11 protein-coding genes are annotated in these 11,817 nt (G+C 67.3%); 1 reads left to right on the forward strand and 10 read right to left on the reverse strand.

Features of this window, described 5'->3' with window-relative positions; genetic code table 11:
* The first annotated feature begins 27 nt into the window (after positions 1 to 27).
* Complete coding sequence (locus GC150_06855; protein ID MBI1384612.1) at positions 28 to 1,299, forward strand: NAD(P)/FAD-dependent oxidoreductase; 1,272 nt, start codon at positions 28 to 30, stop codon at positions 1,297 to 1,299.
* Positions 1,300 to 1,410: 111 nt separating this feature from the next.
* Here GC150_06855 and GC150_06860 read toward each other — a convergent pair whose 3' ends face one another.
* From GC150_06860 to nrdR, 10 genes are all read right to left on the reverse strand, one after another.
* Positions 1,411 to 2,286, reverse strand: a complete 876-nt coding sequence (locus tag GC150_06860) for an amidinotransferase (protein ID MBI1384613.1) — start codon at positions 2,284 to 2,286, stop codon at positions 1,411 to 1,413.
* 395 nt (positions 2,287 to 2,681) lie between these two features.
* Entirely contained in the window at positions 2,682 to 3,206 is a 525-nt protein-coding gene (locus GC150_06865) for a hypothetical protein (protein ID MBI1384614.1), read from the reverse strand.
* A 242-nt stretch (positions 3,207 to 3,448) separates the two neighbouring features.
* Entirely contained in the window at positions 3,449 to 5,578 is a 2,130-nt protein-coding gene (locus tag GC150_06870) for a sodium-translocating pyrophosphatase (GenBank protein ID MBI1384615.1), read from the reverse strand.
* A gap of 237 nt (positions 5,579 to 5,815) precedes the next feature.
* Positions 5,816 to 7,180 carry an MFS transporter gene (locus GC150_06875; GenBank protein MBI1384616.1) on the reverse strand — a complete coding sequence of 455 codons (1,365 nt, stop codon included), beginning with the start codon at positions 7,178 to 7,180 and terminating at the stop codon, positions 5,816 to 5,818.
* 36 nt (positions 7,181 to 7,216) lie between these two features.
* A complete protein-coding gene (thiL, locus tag GC150_06880; protein MBI1384617.1) occupies positions 7,217 to 8,254 on the reverse strand; it encodes a thiamine-phosphate kinase in 1,038 nt (345 codons plus the stop codon).
* 23 nt (positions 8,255 to 8,277) lie between these two features.
* Positions 8,278 to 8,811, reverse strand: coding sequence for a transcription antitermination factor NusB (gene nusB, locus GC150_06885; GenBank protein ID MBI1384618.1), 534 nt, complete (start codon positions 8,809 to 8,811; stop codon positions 8,278 to 8,280).
* A 3-nt stretch (positions 8,812 to 8,814) separates the two neighbouring features.
* The gene (locus GC150_06890; protein ID MBI1384619.1) at positions 8,815 to 9,288 is read right to left on the reverse strand and encodes a 6,7-dimethyl-8-ribityllumazine synthase; all 474 of its coding nucleotides are present in this window, start codon (positions 9,286 to 9,288) and stop codon (positions 8,815 to 8,817) included.
* Between the two features lie 50 nt (positions 9,289 to 9,338).
* The gene (locus tag GC150_06895; GenBank protein ID MBI1384620.1) at positions 9,339 to 9,953 is read right to left on the reverse strand and encodes a riboflavin synthase; all 615 of its coding nucleotides are present in this window, start codon (positions 9,951 to 9,953) and stop codon (positions 9,339 to 9,341) included.
* A 42-nt stretch (positions 9,954 to 9,995) separates the two neighbouring features.
* Positions 9,996 to 11,168, reverse strand: a complete 1,173-nt coding sequence (gene ribD, locus GC150_06900) for a bifunctional diaminohydroxyphosphoribosylaminopyrimidine deaminase/5-amino-6-(5-phosphoribosylamino)uracil reductase RibD (protein MBI1384621.1) — start codon at positions 11,166 to 11,168, stop codon at positions 9,996 to 9,998.
* 61 nt (positions 11,169 to 11,229) lie between these two features.
* Positions 11,230 to 11,760 carry a transcriptional repressor NrdR gene (gene nrdR, locus GC150_06905; GenBank protein MBI1384622.1) on the reverse strand — a complete coding sequence of 177 codons (531 nt, stop codon included), beginning with the start codon at positions 11,758 to 11,760 and terminating at the stop codon, positions 11,230 to 11,232.
* Positions 11,761 to 11,817: the final 57 nt, after the last annotated feature.

Consider the following 11,817-nt stretch of genomic DNA (forward strand, 5'->3'; position numbering starts at 1 on the left):
CTTCGGTGCCCAGTTGGGAGGACTGACATGCGATTGACCAGACGCAGCCTGCTGGCCTCGGCCAGCGCAGCTGCCGCAACCCTGGCACTGCCGTCCATCGTTCGCGGCGCCAATCCGCGCGTCGTCGTCATCGGCGGCGGCGCGGGCGGGGCAACGGCCGCACGCTATCTCGCCAAGGACTCCAAAGGCGCCCTCGATGTCACGCTGGTGACGCCCGAACCGCAGTTCACCACGTGCTTCTTCTCCAACCTCTATCTCGGGGGCTACCGCACGTTCGAATCGATCACACACGACTACAAGACGCTCGAGGGCACCTTCGGCATCAAGGTCGTGCACGCCATGGCGAGCGCCATCGACCGCGACGCCCGCACGGTCGCACTCTCCGACGGCTCGAGCCTCGGCTACGACCGGCTCGTGGTCTCTCCCGGCATCGACCTCAAGTGGGAGAGCGTTCCGGGCTATTCCGAAGCCGCCAGCGAGATCATGCCGCACGCCTGGAAGGCAGGTCCGCAGACCCAGCTCCTCAAGGCCAAGCTCGACGCCCTGGCGGACGGCGAGAACATCGTCATGGTGGCGCCGCCGAACCCCTACCGCTGCCCGCCCGGACCCTACGAGCGCGTTTCGATGATGGCCCACGTTCTGAAGGCGAGCGGGCGCACGCGCTCCAAGGTGATCGTCCTCGACCCGAAGGAGAAGTACTCGAAGCAAGGCCTCTTTGCCGAGGGGTGGGAGAAGCACTATCCGGGCATGGTCGAGTGGATCCCCGCGTCCATCCACGGCGGCATCGAGAGCGTCGACCCGGCCGCTGGTACCGTCACCACCTCGCTCGACACATTCAAGGCCGGGCTCGGCAACATCATCCCGGCTCAGTCGGCGGGCAGCATCGCGCTTTCGGCGGGCCTTGCCGACGACAGCGGCTTCTGCCCGATCGTACCGGCCTCCATGCAGAGCCGCATGGATGAGAACATCTACGTCATCGGCGACGCCTGCATCGCCGGCGACATGCCGAAGTCGGGCTATTCCGCCAACAGCCAGGCCAAGGTGGCGGCCATGGCGATCCGTGGTGCGCTGACCGGCAGCCGTGTCTTTCCGGCGAAGTACTCCAACACCTGCTGGAGCCTCATCGAGACGGAGGACGGCATCAAGGTTGGTGCGAGCTATGAGCCGACGGACGAAAAGATCGCCTCGTCCTCGAGCTTCATTTCCAAGACGGGCGAGGACGCGGCCCTGCGCAAGGCGACTTTCGAGGAAAGCCTCGGCTGGTACGCCGGCATCACGGCCGACATGTTCGGCGCATGACGCCATGACCGGGGGCGCGCATGGCCGCGTCCCCCGATGATGGACCCCGGCGGGATCGTGTCCGCCGGGGCTTTTTCGTGCCGCCTTCTCCGAGGGCCGGGCAACCCGTTTTCAGGCCGCCTCGCGGCGCAGCGGTTGCGCCATGCAGTGCACGCCGCCCCCCGCCCACGTGAACATGGTCATTTCCGGATCGTAGACGGAGAACCCCGCTGCCCGGAGCTTCTTGTTGAGATCCTTGGCGCCGGCCGTCGAGAGGATGCGGTCGCGCCCGAGCGCCACGACATTGCAGCCGAGGGCCATCGTTTCCTTGAAGCTCACCGGGATGATCTCGATCTTCTTGGCCTTGAGCCAGTCGATGATATCATCCTCCGTCGTGTCGAGGCACACCGCCGCGCAGCGCTCGTTCAGCATGCACACCATGAGATCGATGTGCACGTAGAACTGATCGATCGGCGCCCACTTGATCTCCCAGCCTTCCGCCTCGAACCAGCCCGCGATCTGTTGGGCCGCCACCAGTTCGCTGCGATGATCCGTATAGCCGAGCAGCACACAGTCCTCGGCGATGGGATTGAAGTCCCCGCCTTCGAAGTTGCCGGAGGAGACGAGATCATAGATCGGAATGCCGGCTTCCATATAGAAGCGCATGCAGGCCGCGTACTCCCCGCGCCGCCGTGGATTCGCCATCTGGCAGATGACGGCGCCGTAGGGCGTCATGAACGAGCTGTCGCGGGCATAGACCTGGTACGGGTTGTATTCGTCGAGCGGCAGGAAGTGCGTCTTGACGCCCGCCTCCCCATAGGCCTCGACCATCTCGCGGTGCTGGCGCATCGCGAGTTGCTTGTCGAAGACGAGCCCCTTGCGCATGGTATCGCGCACCAGCGACGACCAGGCGGCATTCTCCTCCCCCATCCAGCGAAAGCCTTCCGCCGGGCCGAGCAGCACGTCGGTGAGCACGCCTGCCTCCGACTTGATGCCCCAGTTTTCCATTCGCGGCGTTCCGCCGCCCTCGTGCCGAGCCCGGAGCGGTACGGTGCCTGCCTTGCCATTCACCTGCTTGGTCTTGCGTGTCGCCAAAAGAACCTCCCTCTCACTCCGGTCCGCAGCTGCCCTCGTCGGTCGTGCCGAACGGCAGCGGCCCGCTCCATCGGGCGACGGACCATCGATCCACGGTCCATCTTTGGGCCAGGCCCGTCCGGCAGGCAACAGCGACCTGCAAGGGGACGTGCGTTCGGGTCGAGGAAGGTGGGGCAGGCGCGCTGGCAGGCATCGCAGTGCCCGAGAACCGAAAGCCCGCCACGGCGCGCCGGGCGGGCTTTCAAGTGAGTACTTCCGGGTTCACGAGAGTGCGGCGCGGTGTAGGGCGGCGCTCGTCATCCCGACCGTCAGGCCTTCAACGCGCGCTTCAGCCGCTCGATGGCATCCCTTTCGGCGAGCCCGATCTCGCCCTCCGCACCGGCCACGCTTTCGACCATGGCAACGATGTCGGCGAGCTGCTCACGTGTGCATGCCTCGCGCAGCTTCGGCGCGATCCGGCGCACGACCTCGGAGGCATCGATATGCTCGCCGGCCATCCAGCGCGCATGCGCGATCATCTCCTCGGACTTGCCTGCGGGGATCTCCATCACGCCCGTCAGGGCCGTGGTCATCGCCTCGTGTTCACGCCCCGTCATCGGTCCATCGGACTGGGCGAGCGCCACCATGAGCGCGGCGGCACCCTCGCGGGGGTCTTCCATCAGGCTGAGACGATCGGCGGCAAACTTCTTTTGCCAGCGCCAGCGCCGGAACATCCCGCGCGCGTCATCGGCCACGCCGATCACCTCGCGCGAAGCACGCGCGGCAACCTCGAGCCGCCAAAGCAGGCCGATGACCACACCAGCCGCCGCCAGCAATCCCATGATGATCGACATCTCGCTTCTCCCCTCCGGGTCGTTGCCCTGCTCGCCCCTCGGATTCCATCGCCGGAGATTAGCAGGACAAAATGACTTCGATCTGAACAGTGGAACGCTCAGAGGAAAGCCGGTGGAAGACCGTCGTCGAAGCGGGGCAAAGCATAGGCTTTCGCTGCGCCGCCACCCGCCGACGAAGCAAAGAGGGGCCCGGCGTTGCCGCCGGACCCCATTGTCGCACCAAAGATGGTGGGCGATTTCGCCTAGCCGTGCGCCAGCACCGCCAGCAGCAGCAACGCCACGATGTTGGTGATCTTGATCATCGGGTTCACGGCCGGGCCGGCGGTGTCCTTGTAGGGGTCACCCACCGTATCACCCGTCACGGCCGCCTTGTGGGCCTCCGAGCCCTTGCCGCCGTAGTTGCCGTCCTCGATGTACTTCTTGGCGTTGTCCCAGGCCCCGCCCCCCGCCGTCATCGAGACGGCAACGAACATGCCCGTGACGATCACGCCGAGCAGCATGGCGCCAAGCGCGGCAAAGCCGTTCTCCGTGCCGGCGATCGCGGTGACCGCATAAAAGCACACGATCGGGGAAAGCACCGGCAAGAGCGACGGCACGATCATCTCCTTGATCGCCGCCTTGGTCAGCATGTCGACGGCCGCGCCGTAGTCCGGACGCTCGGTGCCCGCCATGATGCCGGGCTTTTCCCGGAACTGACGGCGCACCTCCTCGACCACCGCCGAACCCGCGCGCCCGACCGCGGTCATGGCAATGCCGCCGAAGAGATAAGGCAGCAGGCCGCCGAACAGCAGGCCGACGACGACGTAGGGGTTGGAGAGGGCGAAGTCGATTTGCAGGTTGTGGAAGGTGGTGCCTGGCTGAGCCTGCGAGATGAAGAACTTGAGGTCCTCCGAGTAGGCCGCGAACAGCACCAGCGCACCGAGGCCGGCCGAGCCGATGGCATAGCCCTTGGTGACCGCCTTCGTGGTATTGCCGACCGCATCGAGCGCGTCGGTCGTCTTGCGAACGTCGGCCGGCAGATCGCTCATCTCGGCGATGCCGCCTGCGTTGTCCGTCACCGGACCGAAGGCGTCGAGGGCGACGACGAAGCCGGCCAGCGCCAGCATGGTCGAAACCGCGATCGCGATGCCGAAGAGGCCAGCGAGCTGGAAGGTGACGATGATGCCGGCGATGATGACGAGGGCCGGCAACGCCGTCGCCTCGAGCGAGATCGCGAGGCCCTGGATCACGTTCGTGCCGTGACCGGTCTGCGAGGAACGTGCAATCGACTTGACCGGTCGATAGCCCGTGCCGGTGTAATACTCCGTGATCATGATGATGAGGGTCGTGACCACGAGGCCGACGACACCGCACCAGAAGAGGTCCTGGCCGGTGAACGTCGCACCCGTCCGCCCGGTCATCACCGTGTCCATGCCGATGAGCCGGTCGGTGAGTGGCCAGAGCGCGGCGAGCGAGAGGACGCCCGTGGCGATGAAGCCCTGATAGAGGGCACCCATGATCGAGTTGTTGGAGCCGAGACGCACGAAGAACGTGCCGACGATCGAGGTCGCAACGCAGACCGCGCCGATCGCGAGCGGATAGAGCATCAGGTTCTCGACGATGCCTTGGCCCGAGAAGTAGATCGAGGCCAGCACCATGGTGGCGACAACGGTCACGGCGTAGGTCTCGAAGAGGTCGGCCGCCATGCCGGCGCAGTCACCGACGTTGTCGCCGACGTTGTCCGCGATGGTTGCCGGGTTGCGCGGATCGTCCTCGGGAATGCCCGCCTCGACCTTGCCGACGAGGTCACCACCGACGTCCGCACCCTTGGTGAAGATGCCGCCGCCGAGGCGCGCGAAGATCGAGATCAGCGAAGCGCCGAAGCCGAGCGCGACGAGCGCGTCGATCACCGTGCGATCGGTCGGCGCGAGCCCGAGGCCGCGCGTCAGGATCCCGAAGTAGACCGCAACGCCGAGCAGCGCGAGGCCGGCAACGAGCAGCCCCGTCACCGCACCCGACTTGAACGCGATGCCGAGCCCTTCGGCGAGGCTCTGGCTCGAGGCCTGCGCCGTGCGCACATTGGCGCGCACCGACACCAGCATACCGATGAAGCCGGCAAGCCCCGAAAGCACCGCGCCCACCAGGAAGCCGACGGCCACCAGAATGCCGAGCAGGTAGGCGACCAGCACGAAGATCACGACGCCGACGATGGCGATCGTGGTGTACTGCCGCGTCAGGTAGGCCTGTGCCCCCTCCTGAATAGCCGCGGCGATCTCCTGCATGCGTGCGTTGCCGGCATCGGCCGCCATGACCGAGCGCACGGCCCAGATGCCGTAGACGATGGAGAGTGCCCCACCGCCGATGATCGCCCAGAGTACCGTATTGAGGTCCATGGTCGAACGTTCCTCTCGTTGTTCCGCTGAGCGCTCGGAGCACGAAAGGACCCCGCCGGACGATGCCGACCCCCCGTAGCCCCCTGCCCAAGCCGTGGAAAAGCGCGCGGACCATGCCGCAATTGCCAAACCGTGGCAATAAGGAGGCAGCGTTTCTTTGGTTCAATCACCAGCTTGCGGTGGCCATGGTTGACCGCCGGGCCCCATTGCGGCGCCGGCGTTCCGCGACACCGCCGGTCAGCTTGCGGTGACCGCATCCTTGCGGACCGCTTGGCGCATCAGCAGGACGACGAGCACGATCGCCGCCCCGGTGACCGGGATGAGGACATGGTGGATGCCGTCCCAACCGAGCGTCGCATGCAGGTTGCCCGAAAGGAACGAGGCCAGGGCGACACAGCCGAACACTGTCGCATCGTTCAGCCCCTGCACCTTGCCCCGCTCGGCGGGCGTATGGCACTCGGCGACGATTGTCGTGGCCCCGATGTAGCCGAAGTTCCAGCCGAGCCCGAGCAGGACGAGCGCGATCTTGAAGTTGGCGAGATCGATGCCGGCGAGCGCGACCCCGGCACAGGCCAGCAGCATCACCAGGCCGATCAACACGATTCGTTCGCGCCCGATCCAGGCAATGAGATTGCCCGTGAAAAAGCTCGGCCCGTACATGGCGAGCACATGCCAGCGGATGGTGTCGGCCGCCTCGAGATCGGAATAGCTGCAGGCGACCATGGCGAGCGGCGTCGCGGTCATCACCAGCGACATCATGGCATAGGCGATCGCCCCCGAGGCGATGGCCGCGAGCAGGCGCGGCTGGGCGAGGATCACCGAGAGCGGACGCGGCCCGACGCCGCCCTCCGCCACGGAGGCTGGCCGCGGAATGCGCACGAACGCGAGGATGATCACCCCGACCGCCAGCACCAGCGCGTTGCCGAGGAAGATGCCGGCATGGAAAGCGGGCGCCAGCCACTCCTTGGTCACCCCGATGATCTCGGGCGTCAGTAGCGCCGCCAGCACGCCGCCCGCCAGCACCCAGGAGATCGCCTTCGGCCGGAACGACGGCGGCACGTTGTCTGCGGCCGCGAACCGGAAATAGGTCGCCGTCCCCTGCGCGATGCCGGCCAGACCCGTACCGAGGCACAACAGGAAGAAGCTGCCATCCAACACGCCCTTGGCCGCGACCAACCCGCCGATCGCCCCGATCCCGACACCGAGCATGAAGATCGGCCGCCGGCCGAAGCGCTGCATGAGGAGCGAGGCCGGTGCCGATGCGAGGAAGCTGCCGACGACCGCGAACGTCACCGGAAGGGTTGCATAGATCGGGTTGTCCGCGAGCACGTTGCCCGCAAGCCCGCCGATCATGACGACCGTCATCACGGAGATGCCGACGCAGGCCTGCGCCAGGGCGAGCAACACGGCGTTGCGCCGGGCCAACCAGTCGTGACCCGCGGCCGTCGCGGTCTCCGCCGTCATCTTCTGCATCGCGTCGCAATGGACCCGAGAGCCGCTTCCTGTCAACGGCGCCGCGGCCACGGGCTCCAGGGTGTGACACATGGCCATCTCCGCGACCTGCAATCGGTGATTGATAGCGGCCGCATGGCGCCCTTTCATTGATCGACATCAACCGTCGATACCGGCATCGATCGTTCAGAAATGGTCCCAGCCTGTGCGCTCGGGAAGGGCGATCACGGCGCCGTCGGCATCGAGGAGCCTCAGTCCCGCCTCCGGCTCCGTTATCCGCCCGATCTCGTCACTGGCGGAAAATCCCAGCGGATTGGCTTGCCGGTGTGCCAGGAATGCCGCCATCCGCTCCTCGGGCACGGTACAGAGGGGGGTATAGTCATCACCGCCGGTCAGGACGTCCATGAGCGGCACGTGCCCCTGTTCGACCAACCGCGCGACAACCGGATGGAGCCGGACACGCGAGGCGTCGATTTCCGCACCGACCCCCGAAGCGCGGCAGAGCCGGCCGAGGTCACGCACGAATCCATCGGAAAGATCGAGCGACGCGCTCGCGAACTCACGGATCGCGGCAGCGAGGATGTCCGGAAAGACGACCGGTGGCGCCATGTAGAGGCGAACGAGTTCCCTCAGTTCGCCCGCGACGAGCCCGTGCCGCTTGGCGGCAGCGGGATCACGGAAATAGCGCAGCCCGAGGGAGGAGCCGCCGAGTTGCCCGAAGAGGAAAATCCGGTCGCCCGGTCGCGCCCCGGTGCGCCGCACCGTCCGCCCCTTGGGTATGCGGCCGATGGCGGTGATGGTGATCGTGAGCGGTCCGGGCGTCGAGACGATGTCGCCACCGAGCAGCCCGAAGTTCTCCCCGGGCGCCATCCACTCCGACAGCCCCTCGACGAAGCCTGCGATCCACTGGCGCGTCGTACCCTTCGGCAGTGCCAGCACCATCTGATATCCGAGGACCGGCCAGGCGCCCTTGGCGACGAGGTCCGAGAGGTTGACCGCGACGGCCTTTGCGGCGATGTCCTGGGGCCGGTCTTCTGGAAAGAAATGGACACCCGCGACGATGGCATCCGTGGTGATGACGAGGTCGCACCCCTCGGGCGGAGCCAACACGGCGGCGTCGTCCCGGAACCCCAGCGCGCCCGGATGGGCGAGTGGGCGCAGGTAGTCCGCGATCAGCTCGTCCTCCGAGCCGATCGGATCGCTCGCATTCGCGGACGTTTCCATTGCGGTTCCGCTTCGTGTCGACGTCAGCCTTCACGCACCGGCGCCGGCACCATTTCCTCGGCCCGCAGCCGGCGCGCCAGCTTGTCGATGATGCCGTTCACCACCTTCGGCTCCTCGCCCGAAAAGAACGCGTGCGCGACGTTGATCCATTCGTCGATCACGATCGGCGCGGGCACGCTGCGGTGGCCGAGGAGTTCCAGCGTTCCGGCCCGCAGGATGGCCCGCAGGATGCTGTCCAATCGCGCGAGCCGCCAGCCTTGCGCGAGCAGGCCGTTGATCAGCGGATCGATCTCTCTCTGGCGCTCGACGACGCCGCGCACGAGGCTGGCGAAATAGGCCTTGTCGGCGCCTTCGTAGGTGTCACGTGCCCCCTCGCTCGGAAAGCGATGGACGAAAAACTCCTCGATCACCGCGTTGAGGTCCGCCCCAGTCATCTCCATCTGATAGAGCGCCTGCACGGCCGCCAGACGCGCCACGCTGCGCGGCCCACCGGTGCGCGCTGCCGGGTTGCCCTCACGGCCGTTCTCTCCGCCGCCCTCTGGCAGATCGTTCACCATCGCTCAGGCCTGCTTGTGGAATTGGCGCATCAGCTCGGCGAGACGGATGCAGGCACGGGCCGCATCCGCGCCCTTGCTCGCCGTACCGCCCTCGGCTCGGGCCCAGGCCTGCTTGCTGTTCTCGACCGTGAGGATGCCGTTGCCGATCGGCACAAGGCTGGTCGTTGCGATCTGCATCAGCCAGCGCGCCGATTCGTTGGCAACCGTCTCATAGTGCGTCGTCTCGCCCCGGATCACGCAGCCGAGCGCCACCGCCCCGTCGTAGCGGTAGCGTGCCGCGCCGAACGGCAACAGCCCGGCATCGACCGCCATGGCGATCGCCGGCGGGATCTCGAGCGCGCCCGGCACGGCCAAACGGTCGTATCCATAGCCCGCCTCATCGAGCGCCGCGATCGCGCCCCGTGCCAGTTCGTCTGAAATGTCCTGATAGAACCGCGCCTCGACGATGAGGATGCGGTTCTTGCTGCTAGCCGGCATTGCGCCTCACTCCGTTTTGGTGTTCGAGCCGTCGTGCCTGCCCCGGCGCCTCAGCGCGTTTCCTCGCGACCGAGGATGCGTGCGACATACCGGGCGAGCAGGTCCACTTCAAGGTTCACGCGGTCCCCGACGCGCCGCTCGCCCCATGTCGTGACCGAGAGCGTATGGGGTATCAGATTGACGCCGAAAGTCGTTCCCGCCACCTCGTTGACAGTGAGTGACGTGCCGTCGAGCGTCACTGAGCCCTTCGTTGCGACATAGCGCGCCAGTTCGTCCGAGCAGGCGAACGAGAAGCGCTCGGAGTTTCCATCCTCGCGCCGCGCGAGGATCTCGGCAAGGCCGTCGACGTGGCCCGTGACGATATGCCCGCCGAGTTCGGTGCCGAGCGTCAGCGAGCGCTCGAGATTGATCCGCGTGCCCTCGCGCCAGCCCCCGAGCGTGGTACGCGACAGGGTCTCGTTCGAAATATCGACGTCGAACACGGCACCGCCCGTGCTTGCCGGCACAACGCGCGTCACCGTAAGGCAGCAGCCGGCGCAGGCGATCGAGGCGCCGAGCGCGATCCCGCCAGCCTCGAACCGGCTCGCGATCGAGAATGTCCCGCCCTCGTGCGTCAACGTGCGACCGACGACCTGACCGACGTCCGTGACGATGCCCGTGAACATATCATTACGCTCCAATACGGTCGTCGCCGACGGCCCGTTCGATCATTGCGCCGCAAAACCGTCCGGCACCGTCGCCTCTCTGATGACGCGCGCGGTCTCCAGCGAACGCAGCACTGTCAATTCGTCCTTTCCGAGCTGGCGCCGCCCCGCGACATACCAGTCCGCTCCCGACCGATCCGAAAGCATCGAGCCGAGAGGGGCAGGCGGCTCGCAGCCCCGTTCACCGAGTACCGAACCACTCCGGTAGACCAGCAATTCATCGACGAGTCCGCGCTCGATCATGCTCGCAACGAGCTTCGGTCCACCCTCGATCAACAGCCGCGTCGCCCCGTAGCGCGCCCTGAGCGCGCTCGCCAACCCTCCGGGATCGACCGCGCCGCTGGCATCCGTGAGGTCCGCCAGCACGATCTCATCCAGGCCCACCCCGGGCAAGCACGCCGTGGCGGCTGCCGCCGTACGCACGATCGCCACCGGCCCTGCGCCATCCACGAAGAGACGGGCTGCCGGGTCGATCGCACGCCGGCCGGCCACCACCACGCGTCGCGGTGACCGCGCCTCGAGCCCGGGCACACGGACCGTCAGCGCCGGATCGTCGATCCTCAGCGTCCCGGCCCCGATCACGATCGCATCGGCGCGCGCACGCATCAGGTGACCGTGCATGCGCGCCTCGGGTCCTGTCACCCAGACCGGCCCCGCGTCGCCGGCGAGAAAGCGTCCGTCCGCCGAAACGGCGATCTTGGCCTGCGTGAAACCGCGCCCACCACGCACCGTAGCGAGCACATGGCCCGCCAGTTGCCAGCGCGCCGCCTCGGCCAGCGCCCCTTGCGCCTCGAGCGCCACCTCGACACCGGCCGCTCGCAGCCAGGCGATGCCCCGCCCACGCGTTCGCGGGTCGGGATCGCGGGCCAGCGTCACCACCCGTGCGATGCCCGCCTCGATGATGCGCCCCGCACATGGGCCCGAACGCCCGAGATGGGCGCAGGGCTCGAGCGTCACGTAGAGCGTCGCGTCGACCGCCGACCCCACGCCCGCCATCGCGATCGCCACCGCCTCGGCATGCGGCCGTCCGCCAGCCTCGGTCGCGCCGCGCCCGAGCAGCACACCGTCCTTGACGAGCACCGCGCCGACCGCCGGATTGGGAGACGTCGAACCGAGCCCTCTTGTAGCGAGCCGGAGCGCGCCGGCAAGCCAGACCCGATCCTCCTCGTTCTTCATGCTGGTCCCACCCGGGCACCCTGCAACGGCCGGGCATGCCACTTGTGCGGGCGCTCCCGCCTCACCGTCCACTGGCGTCCTCGTCCGGCCTCGTGGCGGCTCGGCTCGCCTCACCACTTGCCGACCCGTCAGCGCCCCCCGGCGCCTCGGAAAGCTCACTCAGCAAGGCCCCGAAGTCGCTCGCTTCGCGGAAGTTACGATAGACCGAGGCGAAGCGGACGTAGGCGATACCGTCCAGCTCCTTCAGCGAATCCATGACCATCTCGCCGATCTGCTGAGACGATACTTCGCCCTCGCTGCTCGCCTCGAGGTCGCGCACGATCGTGCTCACCATGCGCTCGACCCGGTCCGCCGCGACCGGGCGCTTGCGCAACGCGATGTCGACGGAGCGCTGCAATTTGTCGCGATCGAAAGGCACCCGCCGCCCGGACGATTTGACGACCATCAATTCGCGCAGCTGGACCCGCTCGAAGGTCGTGAACCGCCCGCCGCAGTCGGTGCACACACGGCGCCGACGGATGGCGGCATGATCGTCCGTCGGACGCGAATCCCGCACCTGGGTGTCGGTGCTCGAGCAGAACGGACAACGCATGGAACGGTTCTCGGCCATCGAGGGAACGGGGACGGCCGCGCCGCCCCCACCCTCTAT

Source organism: Hyphomicrobiales bacterium, assembly GCA_016125495.1.
Classification (GTDB): domain Bacteria; phylum Pseudomonadota; class Alphaproteobacteria; order Rhizobiales; family RI-29; genus RI-29.